At 69.4% G+C, this 20,551-nt stretch carries 26 protein-coding genes; 25 read left to right on the forward strand and 1 reads right to left on the reverse strand.

Features of this window, described 5'->3' with window-relative positions; all coding sequences use genetic code 11:
* Positions 1–68 precede the first annotated feature (68 nt).
* The 16 genes from rpsH (at position 69) to rplQ (ending at position 9,780) form a co-directional block, all read left to right on the forward strand.
* Positions 69–467, forward strand: a complete 399-nt coding sequence (gene rpsH / locus CYL12_RS15830; RefSeq protein WP_025102396.1) for a 30S ribosomal protein S8 — start codon at positions 69–71, stop codon at positions 465–467.
* Positions 468–473: 6 nt separating this feature from the next.
* Complete coding sequence (gene rplF / locus CYL12_RS15835; protein WP_025102395.1) at positions 474–1,010, forward strand: 50S ribosomal protein L6; 537 nt, start codon at positions 474–476, stop codon at positions 1,008–1,010.
* Between the two features lie 2 nt (positions 1,011–1,012).
* Complete coding sequence (gene rplR, locus CYL12_RS15840; protein ID WP_025102394.1) at positions 1,013–1,372, forward strand: 50S ribosomal protein L18; 360 nt, start codon at positions 1,013–1,015, stop codon at positions 1,370–1,372.
* Positions 1,369–2,067, forward strand: a complete 699-nt coding sequence (gene rpsE / locus CYL12_RS15845) for a 30S ribosomal protein S5 (protein ID WP_025102393.1) — start codon at positions 1,369–1,371, stop codon at positions 2,065–2,067. Before rplR ends, rpsE begins: the two co-directional genes overlap by 4 nt.
* The gene (gene rpmD, locus CYL12_RS15850; RefSeq protein ID WP_017201575.1) at positions 2,067–2,252 is read left to right on the forward strand and encodes a 50S ribosomal protein L30; all 186 of its coding nucleotides are present in this window, start codon (positions 2,067–2,069) and stop codon (positions 2,250–2,252) included. The genes rpsE and rpmD overlap by 1 nt, the downstream gene beginning before the upstream one ends.
* On the forward strand, positions 2,252–2,869 hold the full coding sequence (gene rplO, locus CYL12_RS15855) for a 50S ribosomal protein L15 (RefSeq protein ID WP_082758410.1): 618 nt from the start codon (positions 2,252–2,254) through the stop codon (positions 2,867–2,869). Before rpmD ends, rplO begins: the two co-directional genes overlap by 1 nt.
* A gap of 153 nt (positions 2,870–3,022) precedes the next feature.
* Positions 3,023–4,345: a preprotein translocase subunit SecY gene (secY, locus tag CYL12_RS15860; RefSeq protein WP_025102391.1), complete on the forward strand. Its 1,323-nt coding sequence runs from the start codon at positions 3,023–3,025 to the stop codon at positions 4,343–4,345.
* Positions 4,342–4,947, forward strand: coding sequence for an adenylate kinase (locus CYL12_RS15865; RefSeq protein WP_101848427.1), 606 nt, complete (start codon positions 4,342–4,344; stop codon positions 4,945–4,947). Before secY ends, CYL12_RS15865 begins: the two co-directional genes overlap by 4 nt.
* Position 4,948: 1 nt before the next feature.
* A complete protein-coding gene (map, locus tag CYL12_RS15870; RefSeq protein WP_101848428.1) occupies positions 4,949–5,800 on the forward strand; it encodes a type I methionyl aminopeptidase in 852 nt (283 codons plus the stop codon).
* Complete coding sequence (locus tag CYL12_RS15875; protein ID WP_101848429.1) at positions 5,800–6,471, forward strand: DsbA family protein; 672 nt, start codon at positions 5,800–5,802, stop codon at positions 6,469–6,471. The genes map and CYL12_RS15875 overlap by 1 nt, the downstream gene beginning before the upstream one ends.
* 173 nt (positions 6,472–6,644) lie before the next feature.
* Positions 6,645–6,866 carry a translation initiation factor IF-1 gene (gene infA / locus CYL12_RS15880; protein ID WP_017201569.1) on the forward strand — a complete coding sequence of 74 codons (222 nt, stop codon included), beginning with the start codon at positions 6,645–6,647 and terminating at the stop codon, positions 6,864–6,866.
* Positions 6,867–6,930: 64 nt separating this feature from the next.
* A complete protein-coding gene (gene rpmJ, locus CYL12_RS15885) occupies positions 6,931–7,047 on the forward strand; it encodes a 50S ribosomal protein L36 (RefSeq protein ID WP_005050492.1) in 117 nt (38 codons plus the stop codon).
* 180 nt (positions 7,048–7,227) lie between these two features.
* Complete coding sequence (rpsM, locus tag CYL12_RS15890) at positions 7,228–7,602, forward strand: 30S ribosomal protein S13 (RefSeq protein ID WP_062632862.1); 375 nt, start codon at positions 7,228–7,230, stop codon at positions 7,600–7,602.
* A 30-nt stretch (positions 7,603–7,632) separates the two neighbouring features.
* The gene (gene rpsK, locus CYL12_RS15895; RefSeq protein WP_017829189.1) at positions 7,633–8,031 is read left to right on the forward strand and encodes a 30S ribosomal protein S11; all 399 of its coding nucleotides are present in this window, start codon (positions 7,633–7,635) and stop codon (positions 8,029–8,031) included.
* Positions 8,032–8,183: 152 nt separating this feature from the next.
* The gene (locus CYL12_RS15900) at positions 8,184–9,173 is read left to right on the forward strand and encodes a DNA-directed RNA polymerase subunit alpha (protein WP_025102386.1); all 990 of its coding nucleotides are present in this window, start codon (positions 8,184–8,186) and stop codon (positions 9,171–9,173) included.
* A 34-nt stretch (positions 9,174–9,207) separates the two neighbouring features.
* A complete protein-coding gene (gene rplQ / locus CYL12_RS15905) occupies positions 9,208–9,780 on the forward strand; it encodes a 50S ribosomal protein L17 (protein ID WP_101848430.1) in 573 nt (190 codons plus the stop codon).
* 55 nt (positions 9,781–9,835) lie between these two features.
* Here the strand turns inward: rplQ and CYL12_RS15910 are convergent, their stop codons facing one another.
* Positions 9,836–11,056, reverse strand: a complete 1,221-nt coding sequence (locus tag CYL12_RS15910) for a PAS domain-containing protein (protein WP_101848431.1) — start codon at positions 11,054–11,056, stop codon at positions 9,836–9,838.
* A 160-nt stretch (positions 11,057–11,216) separates the two neighbouring features.
* Between CYL12_RS15910 and CYL12_RS15915 the strand changes: the two genes are divergently transcribed.
* The 9 genes from CYL12_RS15915 to CYL12_RS15955 all read left to right on the forward strand — a co-directional run bounded on the left by CYL12_RS15915 (position 11,217) and on the right by CYL12_RS15955 (position 20,535).
* Positions 11,217–12,236, forward strand: a complete 1,020-nt coding sequence (locus tag CYL12_RS15915; protein WP_101848432.1) for a Bug family tripartite tricarboxylate transporter substrate binding protein — start codon at positions 11,217–11,219, stop codon at positions 12,234–12,236.
* A gap of 1 nt (position 12,237) precedes the next feature.
* Complete coding sequence (locus CYL12_RS15920; protein ID WP_101848433.1) at positions 12,238–12,798, forward strand: tripartite tricarboxylate transporter TctB family protein; 561 nt, start codon at positions 12,238–12,240, stop codon at positions 12,796–12,798.
* Positions 12,798–14,345: a tripartite tricarboxylate transporter permease gene (locus tag CYL12_RS15925; RefSeq protein ID WP_071328946.1), complete on the forward strand. Its 1,548-nt coding sequence runs from the start codon at positions 12,798–12,800 to the stop codon at positions 14,343–14,345. Before CYL12_RS15920 ends, CYL12_RS15925 begins: the two co-directional genes overlap by 1 nt.
* A 46-nt stretch (positions 14,346–14,391) precedes the next feature.
* Entirely contained in the window at positions 14,392–15,189 is a 798-nt protein-coding gene (locus CYL12_RS15930; protein ID WP_101848434.1) for a sulfite exporter TauE/SafE family protein, read from the forward strand.
* A 73-nt stretch (positions 15,190–15,262) separates the two neighbouring features.
* Positions 15,263–15,556, forward strand: coding sequence for a hypothetical protein (locus CYL12_RS17365; RefSeq protein ID WP_101848435.1), 294 nt, complete (start codon positions 15,263–15,265; stop codon positions 15,554–15,556).
* The gene (locus CYL12_RS15940) at positions 15,549–17,018 is read left to right on the forward strand and encodes a sensor histidine kinase (protein WP_101848853.1); all 1,470 of its coding nucleotides are present in this window, start codon (positions 15,549–15,551) and stop codon (positions 17,016–17,018) included. The genes CYL12_RS17365 and CYL12_RS15940 overlap by 8 nt, the downstream gene beginning before the upstream one ends.
* Before the next feature lies 1 nt (position 17,019).
* A complete protein-coding gene (locus tag CYL12_RS15945; protein WP_101848436.1) occupies positions 17,020–17,679 on the forward strand; it encodes a response regulator transcription factor in 660 nt (219 codons plus the stop codon).
* Positions 17,676–19,235 (forward strand): SLC13 family permease, encoded by a 1,560-nt coding sequence (locus tag CYL12_RS15950; RefSeq protein ID WP_101848437.1) that lies wholly within the window; start codon positions 17,676–17,678, stop codon positions 19,233–19,235. The genes CYL12_RS15945 and CYL12_RS15950 overlap by 4 nt, the downstream gene beginning before the upstream one ends.
* Positions 19,236–19,332: 97 nt before the next feature.
* Positions 19,333–20,535: a glycerate kinase family protein gene (locus CYL12_RS15955; protein WP_101848438.1), complete on the forward strand. Its 1,203-nt coding sequence runs from the start codon at positions 19,333–19,335 to the stop codon at positions 20,533–20,535.
* The last annotated feature ends 16 nt before the right edge of the window (positions 20,536–20,551 follow it).

Here is a 20,551-nt window from a genome sequence, read left to right on the forward strand (position 1 = left end):
TGCGTGCTCATCGCAGGCCGTCTGTCGTGTAACGGCAGCCGGAACCTCATGATCGAAAGTAGACAACAATGACAATGACAGACCCGGTCGCAGACATGCTGACCCGTCTGCGCAACGCGAACTCGGCGCACCACGACACCGTGACGCTGCCGTCGAGCAAGCTCAAGACGCACATCGCAGAGATCCTCCAGCAGGAGGGCTACATCGCCGGTTGGGAGACCTCCGACGCGCGCGTGGGCAAGAACCTCACGCTGACGCTGAAGTACGGCCCGAACCGCGAGCGCTCGATCGCGGGCATCAAGCGCGTGTCGAAGCCCGGCCTCCGTGTGTACGCGAAGTCGACCGAGATCCCCACGGTCCTCGGCGGCCTCGGCGTGGCCATCCTGTCCACCTCCTCCGGTCTCCTCACGGACCGCCAGGCTGAGCAGAAGGGCGTGGGCGGAGAAGTTCTCGCCTACGTGTGGTAATCCGAAATGTCGCGTATTGGACGACTTCCCATCGACGTTCCCGCGGGCGTGACCGTTTCGGTCGACGGCCGTGAGGTCGCGGTGAAGGGCCCCAAGGGTGAGCTCACCCTCACGGTGGCCAGCCCCATCGAGGTGTCGGTCGAGGAGAACCAGGTTCTCGTCACCCGCCCCGACGACGAGCGCGAGTCCCGGTCGCTTCACGGCCTGACCCGCACGCTCATCAACAACAACATCATCGGCGTGACCCAGGGCTACACCAAGGGTCTCGAGGTCGTCGGCACCGGTTACCGCGTGCAGCAGAAGGGCAACTCGGTCGAGTTCGCCCTCGGCTTCTCGCACCCGGTCCTGGTCGACCCGCCCGCCGGCATCACGCTCACGGTCGAGGGCACGAACAAGCTCACCGTCAGCGGGATCGACAAGCAGGCCGTCGGCGAGGCGGCTGCGAACATCCGCAAGATCCGCAAGCCCGAGCCGTACAAGGGCAAGGGTGTGCGCTACGCCGGCGAGGTCGTGCGTCGCAAGGCCGGAAAGGCTGGTAAGTAACCATGGCTGTGAAGTCGAAGTCCGACGCCCGCGCGCGTCGTCACGCCCGTCTTCGCAAGAAGATCGTGGGCACCGAGGTGCGTCCGCGCCTCGTCGTCAACCGTTCGGCGCGTCACGTCTTCGTGCAGCTCGTCGACGACAGCAAGGGCCACACGGTCGCCTCGGCCTCGACGCTCGAGACCGACCTGCGTTCGCTGGATGGCGACAAGACCGCCAAGGCCCGCAAGGTCGGCGAGCTCCTCGCCGAGCGTGCGAAGGCCGCAGGCGTTTCCGAGGCAGTGTTCGACCGTGGCGGTAACCGCTACGCGGGTCGTGTCGCCGCCATCGCCGACGGCGCCCGTGAAGGGGGTCTGGCACTGTGAGTGACAACAAGGAGAACGAAGTGACCGAAGCGGCTGCTGCCACTTCCGAGACGGCCGCCGGCACCGCGCAGGCTGAGCCCACTCGCGACCAGCGGGACGGCCGCCGCGGCGGACGTGACCGCAACCAGGGCGGCCGCGACCGCAACTCGCGCGACCGCGGCGACAACCAGTTCCTGGAGCGCGTCGTCACCATCAACCGCGTCTCGAAGGTCGTGAAGGGTGGTCGTCGCTTCAGCTTCACCGCTCTCGTGGTCGTCGGCGACGGCAACGGTCTGGTGGGCGTCGGCTACGGCAAGGCCCGTGAGGTCCCCCTGGCGATCTCGAAGGGTGTCGAAGAGGCCAAGCGCAACTTCTTCCGCGTTCCGCGCGTCGGCAGCACCATCCCGCACCCCGTGCAGGGTGAGTCGGCCGCCGGTGTGGTGCTCCTGCGCCCCGCCGCCGCCGGTACCGGTGTCATCGCCGGTGGTCCGGTCCGCGCCGTGCTCGAGTGCGCCGGTATCCACGACGTGCTGTCCAAGTCGCTCGGCTCGTCGAACACGATCAACATCGTGCACGCGACGGTCACCGCCCTGAAGGAGCTCGAGGAGCCCCGCGCCGTCGCCGCACGTCGTGGTCTCGAGTTCGACCAGGTCGCCCCGGCCCGGCTCGTCCGCGCCGAGGCCGAGGCCATCGCCGCACAGAAGGTAGGTGCCTGATGGCCGCGCGACTCAAGGTCACGCAGATCAAGTCCAAGGTGAGCGAGAAGCAGAACCAGCGCGACACGCTGCGCAGCCTCGGTCTCAAGCGGATCGGTGACACCACCGTCCGCCCCGACGACGCGCAGACGCGCGGCTACGTCAAGACCGTCGCCCACCTCGTCAAGGTTGAGGAGATCGACTAATGGCTGAGAAGAACGAGGCCGTCGAGGCCGAGAAGGCCACGAAGAAGGCGGCGGCCCCCAAGGCCGACGCCGCCAAGAAGCCCGCCGCGAAGAAGGCACCGGCCAAGACCGCTGCCGCTGACGCCAAGGCCGACGGCTCCGCCAAGGCTGCGCCGAAGAAGGACGCCCCGGCGTCCCGCCCCGGCGTGCTGAAGGTCCACCACCTGCGTCCGGTCCCCGGCGCCAACACCGCGAAGACCCGTGTCGGTCGCGGTGAGGGCTCGAAGGGCAAGACGGCCGGTCGCGGCACGAAGGGCACCAAGGCCCGCAACACCGTGCGCGTCGGCTTCGAGGGTGGCCAGATGCCGCTGCACATGCGCACGCCGAAGCTGCGCGGCTTCAAGAACCCGTTCCGCGTCGAGTACCAGGTCGTGAACCTGGAGAAGCTCGCGGAGCTCTACCCCCAGGGTGGCGACGTCACCGTGAGCGACCTGGTCGCCAAGGGTGCGGTTCGCAAGAACGAGAAGGTCAAGGTTCTCGGCAACGGCGACATCGCCGTGAAGCTCACCGTCGCGGTCGACAAGGTCTCGGGTTCCGCCGAGCAGAAGATCGTGGCTGCGGGCGGATCCGTCAAGTAACCACTGCGGAAGAGGGGTCGGAGATTCTCCGGCCCCTCTTCTGGTTCGGCGGGGGAGAAGCCGACCGCTCGCATTCCCCAGACCTCGGAGTGGGTTACCCTGGTGTTTCAGCCGCCCCTCGAGGGTTCGGCCACCTTTTCAGGAGGAACGTTCTTGTTTAGCGCCATCGCGCGGATCTTCCGCACGCCCGACCTGCGTCGGAAGATCGGTTTCACTCTCGCGATCATCGCGATCTACCGTCTCGGCTCGAACGTCCCCGCGCCGTTCGTCAACTTCCCGAACGTGGAGCAGTGTCTCGCCGCTAATGCCGGCACCGAGGGTCTGCTCGGACTCGTCAACCTCTTCTCCGGCGGCGCACTGCTGCAGCTGTCGATCTTCGCGCTCGGTGTCATGCCGTACATCACGGCGACGATCATCACGCAGCTCCTGCGCGTCGTCATCCCGCATTTCGAGGCGCTGCACAAGGAAGGCCAGGCCGGACAGGCGAAGCTGACCCAGTACACGCGCTACCTCACGATCGCCCTCGCGCTTTTGCAGTCGACGACGCTCGTCACCGTGGCCCGCACCGGCCAGCTCTTCGGCACGACCGACATCGGCGCGTGCACGCAGCTGCTCACGAACGATGTCTGGTGGGCGCAGGTGCTCATCATCATGGCGATGACGGCCGGCACCGGTCTGATCATGTGGTTCGCGGAGCTCGTCACCGAGCGCGGCATCGGCAACGGCATGTCCCTGCTGATCTTCACGTCGATCGCCGCGACGTTCCCCGGCGCGATGTCGATCATCTGGCAGACCCGCGGCTTCGAGGTCTTCCTCCTCGTGCTGCTCGTCGGCATCATCGTGATGGGACTCGTCGTCTTCGTCGAGCAGTCCCAGCGGCGCATCCCCGTGCAGTATGCGAAGCGCATGGTGGGCCGTCGCACCTACGGCGGCACCAACACGTACATCCCGATCAAGGTCAACATGGCGGGTGTGATCCCGGTCATCTTCGCCTCGTCGTTGCTGTACATCCCCGCGCTCATCGCCCAGTTCAACACTCCCCAGGACGGCTCCACTCCGCCCGCGTGGGTCAGCTGGATCAGCGCGAACTTCACCACCGGCAACAGCCCGATCTACATGGCGGCGTACTTCCTGCTGATCATCGGGTTCACCTACTTCTACGTCGCGATCACGTTCAACCCGGTCGAGGTCGCCGACAACATGAAGAAGTACGGCGGCTTCATCCCCGGGATCCGGGCCGGCCGTCCGACCGCGGAGTACCTGGACTACGTGCTCACCCGCATCACGCTCCCCGGTTCCCTCTACCTGGGTCTGATCGCCCTCATCCCGTTGATCGCCCTCGCCACGGTCGGCGCCAACCAGAACTTCCCGTTCGGTGGCGCGTCGATCCTCATCATCGTCGGCGTGGGTCTCGAGACGGTCAAGCAGATCGATGCCCAGCTGCAGCAGCGACACTACGAAGGACTTCTCCGATGACAGCATCCGCACGTCTTCTCATCGTCGGCCCGCAGGGTTCCGGCAAGGGCACGCAGGGTGTGCGCATCGCCGAGTCCTACGGCATCCCCGTGGTCTCGACCGGCGACATGTTCCGCGCGAACATCAAGGAGGGGACGGCGCTGGGCCAGCAGGTCACGGCGATCCTCGACAAGGGCGACCTGGTGCCGGACGAGCTGACGAGTGAGATCGTGCGCGACCGGCTGAGCCAGGACGACGCGAAGAACGGCTTCCTCCTCGACGGCTACCCGCGCAACACGGCCCAGGTGACGCACCTGGACGCGTTCCTCGAGGGCCGGGGAGAAGCGCTGGACGCGGTCATCCTCCTCGACGTGCCGCGCGAGGAGAGCATCGCTCGCCTGACCCTCCGCGCCGCCGAGCAGGGCCGTTCCGACGACACCGACGAGGCCATCGCGCATCGACTCGACATCTACGAGAACGAGACAGCACCGATCATCGAGGTGTACAGCAGTCGCGGCATCGTCGACCGCATCGACGGCGTGGGCTCCCTCGAGGAGATCACCGACCGCATCGCCGCCGCCCTGGCCGCTCGCGGGCTGCGTTCCGCCGCTTCCGCCGTCTGAGATGTTCCGCCGCTCGATCTACAAGACCCCGGCTCAGCTGCGAGCCATGGTCGAACCCGGCCTCATCACCGCCGAAGCCCTCAATGCCGTCCGGGCCCTCATCAAGCCAGGGGTGAAGACGATCGAGCTCGATGCGGCCGCGAACCGCGCGATCCTGCAGCGGGGCGCGGAGTCGAACTTCCAGCTCGTCAAGGGCTATCGCCACACGATCTGTGTGTCCGTCAACGAGCAGGTCGTGCACGGTATCCCGGGGGAGCGGGTGCTGCAGCCGGGCGACATCGTCTCGGTGGACTGTGGCGCGCAGTTCGAGGGCTGGAACGGGGACAGCGCGATCACGGTCGTCGTCCCCGACCCCGAGCGTCCGGAGCTCGTCGCCCGCCGCGAGGAGCTCTCCCGTGTGACCGAGGGCTCGATGTGGGCCGGGATCGCCGCGATGGCCACGGCGTCCTCGATCGACGAGATCGGCGCCGCGATCCAGGACTACATCGAGGCGCAGGGGCCGTCCGCGGTGAGTGGCGAGCCCTACGGCATCCTCCGCGAGTACGTCGGGCACGGCATCGGACGGAAGATGCACGAGGCGCCCAGCGTCTTCAACTACCGCACACCCGACCGCGGTGCGGACGTGAAGCCGGGACTCGTGCTCGCCATCGAGCCGATGGTCACTGCGGGCGGCGAAGCGACGTTCGTGGAGGACGACGACTGGACCGTCACGACGGTCGACGGCACCGACGGCTCACATTGGGAACATAGCGTCGCCCTGCATGATGGGGGCATCTGGGTGCTCACCGCGCCCGATGGTGGAAGAGCCGGACTCGCCCCGTTCGGGGTCGAGCCTCGAGAGATCGGAAAGTAATGGCAGCGGCGAAGAGCAACACCAACTGGTTCGCGATCGGCGTCTCCATCGCCGTCGTCGTGGTCCTGGTGGCCCTCGGCGGACTCGTGGTGTTCCTCAACAACCAGGCGACGTCTCCCGGCGCCACCCCCGCCGCCAGCGACAACTTCGACGCGGAGGCCGGTTCCATCTCGATGGGCGACGGCGACACCACGGTGTCGGTCTTCCTCGACTTCCAGTGCCCGGTCTGCAAGTCCTTCGAGGACCAGTTCGGCGCTGCGCTCGAGGCCAAGGCCCAGAGCGGGGAGATCACGCTCGAGCAGCACCCGATCGCGATCCTGGACCGCTTCTCTCAGGGGACCGAGTTCTCCTCCCGTTCCGCCGGTGCCGCGTTCTGCGTCGCCGAGTCGGACTCCGACCTGTACTTCGACTACGCCAAGGTCCTGTTCGAGAACCAGCCAGCGGAGAACACCCCCGGCCTGACGAACGAACAGCTCGCCGAGTTCGCCACCCAGGTCGGCGCGGGCGACGACGTCGTGTCCTGCATCACGGACGAGACGTACCGCAAGTTCGGCGCCGCCCAGGCGAAGTCCAACGACATCCAGGGCACGCCCACCGTCGAGATCGACGGTGAGCGCCTCGACCTCCAGAACCAGGAGGACATGAAGCGGTTCACCGACCTGCTCGGCTGACCCCCGCTCACGCCCTCGACGCCCCATCCGGCCAAGTTGCCGGATGGGGCGTCGTCGGATAACATAGATCTTTGGTGCCTTGTGCCATGCGTTCGGCGTGTCCGATCCGGCCGGGTACCGCACACCACCCACCCACCGCAGATCGACCGATCTGCAGAAGCGTCAGCGAGGCTATGGCTAAGAAAGACGGTGTCATCGAGATCGAGGGCGTGATCTCCGAGGCTCTTCCCAACGCGATGTTCCGCGTTGAGCTCAGCAACGGACACAAGGTCCTGGCAACGATCTCCGGAAAGATGCGGCAGAACTACATCCGCATCATCCCCGAGGACCGCGTGGTCGTGGAGCTCAGCCCCTACGACCTGACCCGCGGCCGCATCGTCTACCGCTACCGCTGATCGGTCGAGAAGTAACACCCCAGGCTTCGCGCCTGCCCGGTGAAGACAGCGAACAGGAAACATCATGAAGGTCAACCCCAGCGTCAAGCCGATCTGTGACCACTGCAAGGTGATCCGCCGCCACGGCCGCGTCATGGTGATCTGCAAGAGCAACCCGCGTCACAAGCAGCGCCAGGGCTGAGTACCCCCGCTGCGTGAGCGCCGCTCTCGCAATCTCATAACTCAACACGAAACGGCAGGATCAGACGCTTCGACAGGCTCAGCGACCGGGTAACCGGCGGAGCCGTGGGAGCTGACACCTCGGGGCGGAGGCCCGGGCACCGATCCTGCTCCACACCTCCACAACACCCAGGAGAACCGCATGGCACGTCTTGCCGGCGTTGACATCCCGCGCGACAAGCGCGTGGTGATCGCCCTTACCTACATCTACGGCGTCGGCCGTACCCGCTCGGTCGAGATCCTCAAGGCGACCGACATCGACGAGAGCATCCGCGTGAAGGACCTCAGCGACGACCAGCTCGTCGCCCTCCGCGACTACATCGAAGGCAACTACAAGGTGGAGGGTGACCTGCGCCGCGAGGTCGCCGCAGACATCCGCCGCAAGGTCGAGATCGGCTCCTACGAGGGCCTCCGCCACCGTCGTGGCCTCCCGGTCCGCGGTCAGCGCACCAAGACCAACGCCCGTACCCGCAAGGGCCCGAAGCGCACCGTCGCCGGCAAGAAGAAGGCCCGCTAAGCAGCGGCCAGGGACTAGGAGAACACTTTCATGGCTGCACCCAAGGCCGCCGCGCGCAAGCCGCGCCGCAAGGAGAAGAAGAACATCGCGCTGGGCCAGGCCCACATCAAGTCGACGTTCAACAACACCATCGTTTCGATCACCGACCCGTCCGGCGCTGTCATCGCCTGGGCCTCGTCGGGTGGCGTGGGCTTCAAGGGCTCCCGCAAGTCGACCCCGTACGCCGCAGGCATGGCAGCGGAGTCCGCTGCCCGCCAGGCCGCGGAGCACGGCGTGAAGAAGGTCGACGTCCTCGTGAAGGGTCCGGGCTCCGGCCGCGAGACCGCGATCCGCTCGCTGCAGGCCGCCGGCCTCGAGGTGGGTTCGATCCAGGACGTCACCCCGCAGGCGCACAACGGCTGCCGCCCGCCGAAGCGCCGCCGCGTCTGATGCGTGTGCCGAGCCGCTCGCCCTTCGACAGGCTCAGGGAGCCATGACGGGCTGAGCGGCTCGGCGCCCCGCGTGGGGCATCGACTTCCACAACTCAAGACCTCACCCCACCACATGTCATATAGCGGGCATGTGATCGAAAGGAACACAGAGTGCTTATTGCACAGCGTCCCACACTGACCGAGGAAAAGATCGTCGAGAACCGGAGCCGGTTCATCATCGAGCCTCTGGAGCCCGGCTTCGGCTACACGATCGGCAACGCGCTGCGCCGCAGCCTGCTGTCGTCGATCCCCGGTGCCGCTGTCACCAGCGTCCGCATCGACGGTGTGCTGCACGAGTTCAGCACGATCCCCGGCGTGAAGGAGGATGTCACCGAGATCATCCTCAACATCAAGCAGCTGGTCGTCTCCAGCGAGCGCGACGAGCCCATCACCGCGTACCTCCGCAAGACCGGTGCCGGTGAAGTGACCGCCGCCGACATCTCGGCTCCGGCCGGTGTCGAGGTGCACAACCCCGAGCTCGTCATCGCGACGCTCAACGACACCGCCAAGTTCGAGCTCGAGCTCACCATCGAGCGCGGCCGAGGCTACGTCTCCGCGACGCAGAACCGCAACGAGTACGCCGAGGCCGGTCAGATCCCGATCGACTCGATCTACTCGCCCGTGCTCAAGGTCAGCTACCGCGTCGACGCCACCCGTGCCGGTGAGCGCACCGACTTCGACAAGCTCATCCTCGACGTCGAGACCAAGTCGGCGATCAGCCCCCGCGACGCCGTCGCCTCGGCCGCCAAGACGCTCACCGAGCTGTTCGGTCTCGCCCGCGAGCTGAACGTCGAGGCGGAGGGCATCGAGATCGGCCCGGCGCCGGTGGAGGCTGTGAACTCCAGCGAGCTGTCGATGCCGATCGAGGACCTCGACCTGTCGGTCCGCTCGTACAACTGCCTGAAGCGTGAGGGCATCAACACCGTTTCTGAGCTCGTCGCCCTGTCGGAGACGCAGCTCATGAACATCCGCAATTTCGGCCAGAAGTCGGTCGACGAGGTGCGCGACAAGCTCATCTCGCTCGGTCTGTCGCTCAAGGATTCGGTGCCCGGTTTCGACGGCGCCCACTTCTACGGCGGCAGCGAAGACGAGTCCTTCTGATACCCGACCCTTTCTGACCAGGAGTTAGACGATTATGCCCAAGCCCACCAAGGGTCCCCGCCTCGGAGGCGGCCCCGCCCACGAGCGCCTGCTGCTTGCCAACCTCGCCGCTGCGCTGTACACCCACAAGTCGATCAAGACGACCGAGACGAAGGCCAAGCGCCTGCGTCCGCTCGCCGAGCGCCTCATCACCTTCGCCAAGCGCGGAGACCTCCACGCCCGCCGTCGCGTGCTGTCGGTCATCGGTGACAAGGAAGTCGTGCACGTCCTGTTCAACGAGATCGCTCCGCTCGTCGCGGACCGCGAGGGTGGCTACACGCGTATCACCAAGGTCGGCAACCGCAAGGGCGACAACGCTCCCATGGCCGTGATCGAGCTCGTCCTCGAGCCCGTCACCCCGAAGGCGAAGTCGACCAAGAAGGCCGCCGCGGCTCCGAAGGACGAGAAGCCCGCTGCCGAGGAGGCTCCCGCCGAGGAGACCGTCGAGGCTCCCGCGGACGAGACCGCCACCGAGGACACCGCTGCCGAGGCCGGCGCCGAGTCGCAGGCCGAGGGCGAGGCCGCTGAGGCCGCCGCCGAGGACGCTGTCGAGAAGAAGTCCGAGTAAGGATCTCTCTCCCCACGAAGCCCGCCGCCCCTCCCGGGGTGGCGGGCTTCGTCGTTCATCGCGGGTCGGTGATCCGGTAGCGGGCCCCCGGCCGGCCCTTGGTGGAGTAGTCGAGGGACCGCACCGCCTGGCCGGTCGCAGCGAGGTGCTCCAGGTAGCGGCGGGCGCTGACGCGGGAGATCGCGAGGTCGTCGCCGATCTCGGTCGCGGAGGCGTCGGGGCGGGCCGTCAGGGCGACCGAGACCCGCTCCAGCGTCTCGGCACTCAGGCCCTTCGGGAGACCGTAGCGCTCCCGGAAGGCGATGATCGCGTCGGCCGTCTCGACCCGGCGCACGACATCATGCAGCTCGGTGTGATCGCGGAGCAGGAGCGTCGCTCCCACGTCGGCGGGGTCGCTCCCGGATGCCGTGCTGCGAGCGACGAGAACATGCGAGCCGACGATCACGGGGCGCCCCGCGCCTTCGCCCTCGCGGAGCACCGTGGCGAGCTCGGGGCCGAGGACCTCGTCCGCGGGTGCGCCGTCGAGGTCGGCGGCGTCACGACCGAGGAAGCGCGCGGCCGCATCGTTGACCAGGGTGATCCGCCCGCCACCATCCACTGTCACGACCCCCTCGCTCAGCCCGTGCAGGGTCGTCTCCTGGTTCTTGACCAGGGCCGCGATCTGATGCGGCTCCAGGCGGTGGATGCGCCGGCGGATGAACGACGTCACGCCGGCCGCACCGAGGACCCCGAGCACGGCTGCGACGAGCATCGCGGAGATGAGGCCGACGAGGTTGCTCGTGAACTCCTCATTGAGCTCCGACTCGAGGATTCCGACCGATGCCGTACCGATGACAGTGCCGCCCTCATCGCGGATGGGCACCTTGACCCGCCACGAGGTCCCGAGCGTGCCGGTCTGCGTGCCCACGAAGATCTCGCCGCTCAACGGGATCGACGGGTCGGTCGAGACGCGCTCCCCGATGCGGTCGGCGTTGGGGTGGGAGTAGCGGATGCCGTCCTCGTTGGCCACCACGACGTACGCGAGGTCCGAGGCCTCACGGATGACCTCGGCGACCGGCTGGATGGCGGCGGCGGGGTCGTCGTCGTCGAAGGCGTCCAGGACGACGGGGAGGGCGGCGACCGACTGCGCGACCGCCTGCATGCGGTCCTTGTAGGCCTCTCGGAGCGCGTTCTCCTGGAAGGCTCCGGCGGCGATGCCGGTCGCGAGGGTCACCAGGAACACGATCAGCGCCTGCAGCGCGAGCAGCTGCACACGGAGCGTCATCTTCGAGGCCACCGCTCCATTCTCCCGGGTGGATCCAGGGGCCGCGAGCCGGTGGCGCAGGCGTTCGCGACCAATAGTTACGGAACGCGACCAATGGTTTCCGAAGCTTGAGCGGGCGCACCCGTCCCTCGACAGTGGACGGACTGCACTCGAACGCTCAAGGAGGAGCGCCATGAACTACGCCCGCATCGGGACCCTGGCCGCCACTGTCGCCGCAACCGCCCTCGTCCTCACCTCGTGCTCGACCGCCGACAGCGGCACCGCCGGCTCAAACGGCGGCGACGAGGCGGTCACGATCACCGACGTGAACATCGTCGTCCCCGCCGACCCGGGCGGCGGCTGGGATCAGACCGGCCGTGCCCTGTCACAGCTGCTGACGCAGGAGGACATCGTCGGCTCGGCTCCCGTCACCAACGTGGGCGGCGCCGGCGGCACCGTCGGCCTCGCGCAGCTCGCCAACGAGAAGGACCCCGCCACGCTGATGGTGATGGGCCTCGTGATGGTGGGGGCGGTGGAGACCAACGCCTCGGCCGTGCGCATCGAGGACATGACGCCGATCGCCCGCCTCACGGACGAGCCGCTCGTCGTGGTCGTGCCCGCGGACTCGGAGTACGACACGCTCGAAGACCTCGTGGAGGATGTCGTGGACAAGGGCCAGGAGGTCACGATCACCGGCGGCTCCGCCGGCGGGGCCGATCACATCCTCGCCGGGCTGCTGCTCGAGGAGGCGGGGCTCGACGGCGCGGAGATCGCGGAGAAGCTGAACTACACGCCCAACTCCGGCGGCGGCGAGGCGACGTCGCTGATCCTCGGTGGCAAGGTCTCGGCCGGTATCTCGGGTGTCGGGGAGTTCCTGCAGCACATCGAGGCCGGGACGATGAAGGCCCTCGCGGTCTCGTCCGAGGAGCCGGTGGCGCAGCTGCCGGATGTGGACACCCTCACGGATTCCGGGTACGACGTCGTGCTCACCAACTGGCGCGGCGTCATCGCGCCGGGCGGGATCAGCGACGCCGAGCGCTCCGAACTCGAGCGCATCGTCACCGACCTCGAGGAGTCGGACGCCTGGAAGGACGAGCTGGAGACGCGCGGCTGGGCCGATGCCTTCCTCACGGGCTCCGAGTTCGACGAGTTCCTGGACGGCAACATCGCCGAGGTCACCACGACGCTGCAGAACATCGGGCTGGTCGGCTGACATGACGACCGGGTCTTCCGGACCCGGCGAGGAGGTGCGGACCGACGCCCGTCGGTCCGCACGCCTCGTCGCGTCCCTGCCGCCGGGCGAGCTCGTGTTCGCCCTGCTCATGGTGGCCCTCGGCGTGTTCGCGTTCGCCGGAGTGTTCACCATCCACGTGCCCGCCGGCGGACAGGTCGGGCCGACGGTCTTCCCGCTGTTCGTCTCGGTGCTGCTCCTGGGGTCGGCGCTCGCCGTCGTCGTGAGCATCCTCCGCGGCCACCGCGGCGTGCCGGAGGAGGGGGAGGACGTCGATCAGAGCCTGCCCACCGACTGGCTGACGCTCGTGAAGATCGTGGCGCTCGTTGTCGCGCATCTGCTCCTCATCGAGCCGCTCGGCTGGGCGCCCGCGGCCGCGATCCTGTTCGGTGGCGTGGCCTGGGCCCTCGGTGCGCGGCGTTGGTGGATGGCGCTCGTCATCGGCGCGATCATCGCGCTGGTCGTGCAGGTCGTGTTCGGCGGTCTGCTCGGGCTGTCGCTCCCCTGGGGGGCGGCGCTCGGCTGGCTGGGAAGGATGTTCTGATGGACAGCTGGAGTCTGCTCCTCGAGGGATTCGCGACAGCGCTGCAGCCGCAGTACCTCGTGTTCGCCTTCTTCGGCGTGCTGATCGGCACCGCCGTGGGCGTCCTCCCCGGCATCGGGCCGGCGATGACCGTCGCCCTGCTCCTGCCGCTCACCTACACGCTGGAACCGGCCGCCGCCCTGATCACCTTCGCCGGGATCTACTACGGCGGGATGTACGGCGGGTCGACCACGAGCATCCTCCTGAACACGCCGGGGGAGTCGTCGTCGATCGTGACGGCGATCGAGGGCAACAAGATGGCCAAGCTCGGTCGCGGTGCGGCAGCACTCGCCACCGCGGCGCTCGGGTCGTTCGTCGCGGGGACTCTCGCCACGGTCGGCCTGACACTGCTCGCACCGGTGCTCGCGCAGTTCGCGGTGAACCTCGGGCCGGCCGACTACGTGGCCCTCATCGTCGTGGCCTTCGTGACGGTCGGCGCGCTCATGGGCTCCTCCGTCCCGCGCGGCCTGCTGTCTCTCGGCGTCGGCCTGTTCCTCGGCCTCGTCGGCACCGACTGGCTCTCGGGGCAGCAGCGCTACACGCTCGGCCTGCTTCCGCTGGCCGACGGCATCGACGTGGTGCTCGTGGCGGTCGGACTCTTCGCCGTCGGCGAGACGCTCTACGTCGCGGCCCGGCTGCGTCACGGCGCGATCGACGTGATCCCCGTCTCCCGAGGGTGGCGCAGCTGGATGACGAAGGACGACTGGCGCCGGTCCTGGAAGCCCTGGCTCCGCGGGACCGCCATCGGCTTCCCGATCGGCACGATCCCCGCCGGCGGTGCGGATGTCGCGACCTTCCTGTCCTACGCCACCGAGCGCAAGCTGTCCCGGCGCAAGGACCAGTTCGGCCGCGGAGCGATCGAAGGCGTGGCGGGCCCGGAGTCGGCGAACAACGCCGCCGCCGCCGGTGTGCTCGTGCCGCTGCTGACGCTCGGGCTGCCGACGACGGCGACCGCGGCGATCATCCTCACCGCTTTCCAGACCTACGGTCTGCAGCCCGGCCCGCAGCTGTTCACGGGACAGGCCGACCTCGTCTGGGCGCTGGTCGCGAGCCTCTACATCGGCAACGTGATCCTGCTCGTGCTGAACCTGCCGCTGGTGGGCATGTGGGTGAAGCTGCTGCAGATCCCGCGGCCGTACCTGTACGCGGGCATCCTCCTGTTCGCCGCCTTCGGGGCGTACGCGCTGAACTTCGCTGTCGTCGACATCCTGATCCTGCTCATCATCGGCGTCCTCGGCTACTTCCTGCGGCGGTACGGGTTCCCCGTCGCGCCGCTGGTGGTGGGCATGATCCTCGGGCCGATGGGGGAGGAGCAGCTGCGTCGCGCCCTGCAGCTCAGCCAGGGCGACCTGACGACGCTCATCGCGCAGCCGTTCTCGGCGGTCGCCTACGTCATCCTCGCGCTGCTCATCGCCGGCGGGCTGTGGCTGCGGCGCCGGCAGCGCCGCTACGAACAGGCGCTCACGGAGTCCATCGCGGTGCCCGTCAAAGCGGACTCGGAGGTCTGAGCCCGCTGGATTCGAGGAGGGGAGAGGCCGGGAGTAGGCTGATCCGGTGAGCGATGCGACGGTCCTGAAGCGCGGGCCTCGCGCCTACGCGACGTTCATCGGCATCGGCCTCCTCGCCGGCCTCCTCTCCGGTCTCTTCGGCGTCGGCGGCGGTACGGTCATCGTCCCGCTGCTGGTGCTCCTGCTCGCGTTCGACCAGCGGCTCGCGGCCGGAACCTCGCTGGCGGCGATCGTCCCGACGGCGACCGTCGGCGTCATCTCCTACGCCGCGTCGGGCTCCGTCGCCTGGATCCCGGCGCTGATCCTCGCCGCCGGCGCCGTGGTGGGCGCCCAGATCGGTACCCGCCTGCTCCCGCGGATCTCGCAGACCGCCCTCCGCTGGGGATTCGTCGGCTTCCTCGTCGTCGTGATCGTGAGCCTCTTCCTCGTGATCCCGTCGCGCGACGCCGTCTTCGAGCTCACCTGGCTCACCGGGGCCGCGCTCGTCGCGGTCGGCATCGGCACCGGCGTGCTCGCGGGCCTCATCGGCGTCGGCGGGGGCGTGATCGTCGTCCCCGTGCTGATGCTCGCTTTCGGGACGAGTGACCTCGTCGCGAAGGGCACCTCGCTGCTCATGATGATCCCCACCGCGATCTCCGGCACGGTGGGCAACCTCCGCAACCGCAACGTCGACCTCGTGGCCGCGCTGCTCATCGGCGTCTCAGCGTGCACGACCACGGCCCTCGGCGCCTGGCTGGCGACCATCGTCGACCCCACCGTCGGCAATCTCCTCTTCGCCGCGTATCTCGTGGTGATCGCCGTGCAGATGGCCATCAAGGCCGTCCGCGGGCGGCGCCGCAGCTGATCCGTCCGCGAGGATGAAGAGATCTTCATCCTCGCCTCATGTCCTCCTCATCCGTCCCGGGCACGATGGAGGCATGAGCACCGCACGACGCATCCTGATCCCCGGCGCACTGATCGCGGTGCCCGTGGCGTTCGCGATCGGGAGTGTCGCCCTGGCGCAGCTGCCGGCGTCGCCGCAGCTGCCGGACTCCCCGCTCACCGTCCAGCTCGCGACGCCCACTCCGACGCCGACGCCGACGCCGCCGCCCGCTCCCGCGGCGCCGGTCGTCCCCGCCCCCGCTCCGCCGCCCCCGCCGCCGGCTCCGGCTCCGGCGCCCGCGCCACCCGTGGACGACGATGACGACGATGACGGCGGCGACGATGACTGAGCCTTCCGCTCGCAGCGTCCCCGGCGCCCCGCTGCGCACGCTGCGCCGCCGTACCCTCCCCGCCCGCTGGCGCATCACGCTCTGGATCATCCTCAGCACCATGATCACCGTGCTGGCGATCGGGCTGATCGGCCGCAGCGTCTTTCTCGCCGAGGTCGAGCAGACCGCGAACGGCGAGATCGAGCAGGAGGCGGCGGAGTTCGGGCGCTTCGCGGAGGATGCCGCTTCCGGCGGCCTCACCACCGCCGAGGAGCTATTGCGGGAGTACGTTGCACGGCAGTCCGTGCACGAGGACGAGGTGGTCGTCGCAGCCCTCGAGGGCGTCCCGATCGCGGTCGCCGAAGACAGCGGGGCGCGCACCCTGGAGACCCACGCGGCTCTGGTGAAGCGGATGCTCTCCGAGACCGCGACCTCCGGAGCCCTCGAGACCGCAGAGACCGGCCCCGTCCGTTGGGGTCGCATGGACTTCACCGGCGGCGGACAGGACGGCGCCGTGCTGATCGTGCAGTTCACGGCGGAGCCGCGGGCGCAGGTCGACCGCAGCTTCGGGGCGATCGCCTGGGTCGCGCTCATCGGGGTGCTGCTGAGCTCCGGCGTCGCGTGGCTCGTCGCCGGCCAGATCCTCGCCCCGGTCCGCGAGGTGTACCGCGTGGCGAGGGACATCGGCGAGCACGACCTCACGGCCCGCGTGCCGGTCGAGGGCAGCGACGACATCGCCGCCGTCGCCACGACGTTCAACCAGATGCTCGACCGGCTGGAGGCGGTCCACGCGACGCAGCAGCGGTTCGTGGACGACGCGGGACACGAACTGCGCACACCGATCACGATCGTCCGCGGCCACCTGGAGCTCCTCAGCGAGGATCCGGAGGAGCGCGCGGCGACCCTGCGACTCGTCAGCGAGGAGCTCGACCGCATGAGCCGGATCGTGACGGACCTCCTGGTGCTGGCACGCGCGGAACAGCCGGACTTCGTGCGCCTGGCCGACTGCGACATCGCGACGCTGACCCTCGATATCGAGGCGAAAGCGCAGATGCTGGGGGAACGCCGCTGGCAGCTCATGGAAGTCGCGGAGGGCGTCGTGCCGCTGGATCCGCAGCGCGTCACCCAAGCCGTGCTGCAGCTCGCCGCCAACGCGGTGCAGGTCACCGAAGACGGCGACACGATCCGGATCGGCTCGCGCTTCGAGGGGCAGGGCTCCGAGCGGCGGCTGCGGGTCTGGGTGCAGGACACCGGCCCAGGGGTCGCGCCGGGCGACGCCGAGCGGATCTTCGACCGCTTCACACGCGGCGACAGTGCCGGTGCGCGGAGAGGCTCCGGACTCGGGCTCGCGATCGTGCGGGCCATCACCGACGGGCACGGCGGTTCGGCGTGGGTCGACAGCGTGCTCGGCGAGGGCGCCACGTTCGGGATCGACGTGCCCGCACCCGTCAGGGACATCGACGGCACCGAAGGGAAGAGCTGACATGCGACGCATCCTCATCGCGGAAGACGATCCGCACATCACCTCCTTCGTCCGCCGCGGACTTCGCGCTGCGGGCTACGACACGGCCGACGCGACCGACGGGCCCAGCGCGCTGCTCATGGCCCGCAGCGGACTCTTCGACCTCGTCGTCCTCGACATCGGGCTCGGCGGCATGGACGGCTTCGACGTCCTCGCGCACCTCCGCGGAGAGGGGGTCTCCACGCCCGTCGTCATCCTCACCGCACGGGATTCCGTGATCGACACCGTGCGGGGCCTCGAGGGCGGCGCCAACGACTACATGACCAAACCGTTCCAGTTCGCGGAGCTGCTCGCGCGGGTGCGGCTGCGGATCGGGGACGGAGAAGGGCGCAGCGGCGGGGCGACGCTGACGCACGGCGACGTCAGCGTGGACGTGCGCTCGCGGACGGTGACGGTCTCCGGCGAGGTGCGCGAACTCACGTCGCGGGAGTTCGCGCTGCTCGAGGTCTTCCTGCAGAACGCCGGTCAGGTGCTCTCCCGAGACCAGCTCATCGGCCACGTCTGGGGCATGGACTTCGATCCTGCGTCGAACGTCGTCGACGTCTACGTGCGTGCACTGCGCGGCAAGATCGGCTCGGACCGCATCGAGACGGTGCGGGGTGCGGGGTACCGGTTCCGATGAACGATCCGACCGCTCTGCCCGCCGTCGCGACGCGCACCCGCTTCGCGACCGTCCCGCCGCTGCGCACGGAGGCGCATCCGGCTGCCCTTCGCCCTGGACCCCTGGCGCCGCGGCGCCGGCTGCCCCTGGTCGCGCTCGTGATCGTCGCCGTCGCCGGTGTGGCGCTGATCGTCGGGGCGCTGGCCCCCGGTGCGGCGGCAGGCGGCATCACGCTGCCCATCGCGGCCACCCTGGCGGTGTTCCTCCTCGCGGTGTGGGCGTGGAGCGCGACGCGTCTCGACGACACGCTCGTCGCCTTCCTCGCGGCGATCGCGCTCATCGTCGCCGGCGTCCTGCCGGTGGACGAGTTCTTCGCCTCGCTCGGCGACGAGACGATCTGGCTGCTGATCGGCGCGTTCGTGATGGCGGCCGCGGTCTCCGTCTCCGGGCTCCCGCTCCGCGCGGCCGCCCATCTCGTCCGTTTCGCGCGCGGCCCGCGCAGCCTGTTCCACCTCACGACGATCGCGCTCACGCTGTCGGCGTTCGCGGTGCCGGCGACATCGGGGCGGGCGGCGCTCGCGGTCCCGGTCTTCGGCGCGCTGTCGACGACGCTGGACGGTCGGCCGCGCGTCATCCGTGCCCTCGCGCTGCTCATGCCGACGGTCGTGCTCCTCTCCGCTGTCGCGTCGCTGCTCGGCGCCGGAGCGCACATCATCACCGATCAGCTCCTGCGCGCGGCGGGGGAGCCCGGTTTCTCGTTCCTCTCCTGGCTGTGGCTCGGCCTGCCGCTCGCGGTGGTGTCGTCGCATCTCGCCGCGGAGATCATCCTCTGGCGCTTCCTCGCCCCCGCGGAGCGCGCGACACGGGTGCGAGTGACGACGGCCGACATCGAGGGGGCCGCCGGGCTCCGGGTCACCGGTCCGCTCACATCCGTCGAGCGCCGCGCGGCCGTCCTCGTGGGAGCCGCGGTCGTGCTGTGGAGCACCGAGCCGCTGCACGGCCTCCCTCCGGCGCTCATCGCGCTGTTCGGCGCCGTCGCCGCCGTCGCGCCTGGCATCGGCTGCACCACCTTCCCGGCCGCCGTCGCTCGGGTGCCCTGGTCCCTGCTGCTCTTCCTCGCCGCCACGCTCGCGCTCGCCACCGCACTCACCGATTCCGGAGCGGCGACGTGGCTCAGTGCCGTCGCTCTGGAGCCGCTGCGCGGGCTCGGCGCAGCGGGGGCCGTCGGCTTCCTCCTCGCGGTGATCGCCCTCTCCACGGTCGCGCACCTGCTCATCCCTTCGCGATCGGCGCGATCCGCAGCGATCATCCCCGCGGTGATCGCCCTCGCGCCGGGACTCGGGGTGGAGCCGATGGCCGCCGCCTTCGCGTCGACGGCAGCGGCCGGCTTCTGTCACACCCTCCCCAGTTCCGCCAAGCCGGTCGCGATGTTCGCCGATCCCCAGGTCGTCTCCGGCGGATTCGACCCCTCCGACCTGCGCCGGCTGTCCATCGTGCTCGCGCCGGCCATGTCCGTCCTCGTCGCCGTCTTCGCCCTCTGGATCTGGCCGCTCCAGGGCCTGCCGTTCTTCCGCTGACCGCTGTCACCGCTGTTCCGCGTGCGCCGCCGGCGCACCGGTGTCCGTCGCGCCCGCATCCGGGCTGCCGCGCCCTCGGGCGCAGAAGGAGGTCCTCATGTCCATCCATGCTCCCCAGCGCATCCTCGTCGCCCCGAGCGGCTTCAAGGAGAGTCTCGGCGCCGACGCCGTGGCCCGCGCCATCGCCGCCGGCGTCCGTCGCGTCATCCCCGGCGTGCGCGTCGACGAGTTCCCCGTGCCGGATGGGGGAGAGGGCACGGCGGCCGCGCTCGCCGCGTGCACCGGAGGGGCCCTCGTGCCCGCGACCGTGACCGGTCCCGTCGGCGAACCGGTCGTGGCGCACTGGGCCCGTCTCGGGGGAGCGGCCGGGGGGACCGCCGTGGTCGAGATGGCGGCCGCAGCCGGGCTTCGCCTCGTCCCGCGCGATCGTCGCGATCCGGCCGCCACCACGACGTACGGGGTCGGACAGCTCATCGCGGCGGCCCTCGACGACGGAGCCGAGCGCATCGTGATCGGCTGCGGCGACTCGGGGACCAGCGATGGCGGAGCGGGCGCGCTGGCGGCTCTGGGGGTGCGCATCCTCGACCGCGAGGGCCGCGTCGTCCCGCTCGGCGGGGGACACCTCACGGAGGCCGCGTCGCTCGACTTCTCGGGCGTGCACCCGCGTCTCGCCGAGGTCGAGATGATCCTCGCCTGCAACATCCACAACGTCCTGTGCGGCCCCCGAGGGGTGGCCAGGGTGTTCGGTCCGCAGAAAGGCGCGTCGCCCGCCGACGTCGAGCGGCTGTCCGATGCGCTCGACGCCTGGGCGACGCTGCTGGAGGAGCAGAGCCCCTTCGGGGGCGGCATGGACGTCCGCACGGGCGGCGGGACCGGGGCTTCGGGGGGACTCGGGGCGGGGCTCGCCGCCGCGTTCGGTGCCCGTCTCGCGCCGCGCTTCGAGGTGCTCCTGGACGGGAGCCTGATGCCGCACGACCTCGATGCGCTGATGGCGGAGGCGGACCTCGTGATCACAGCCGAGGGGGCGATCGACTTCCAGACACCGCGCGGCAAGGTCCCGGCGGAGATCGCGATGCGCGCCAGGGTCGCGGGGGTGCCCGTGCTGGGGCTGGCCGGCTCGCTGGGCCGGGGAGCGCCGGCGGTGCACGACATCGGAATCGACGCGATCGCCTCGATCCTCACCGTGCCCATGCCGCTGGAGGAGGCGGTGGAGCAGGGAGAGGAGCTGCTCCGCGATGCCGCCGAGCGCACCATGCGCCTCGTGCTGCTCGGTTCAGCGATGTCCGCCAGGGCCGCCTGAGGGTTTCGGACGGCCC

The sequence above is a fragment of the Zhihengliuella sp. ISTPL4 genome (assembly GCF_002848265.1).
Taxonomy (GTDB): Bacteria; Actinomycetota; Actinomycetes; order Actinomycetales; family Microbacteriaceae; genus Microbacterium.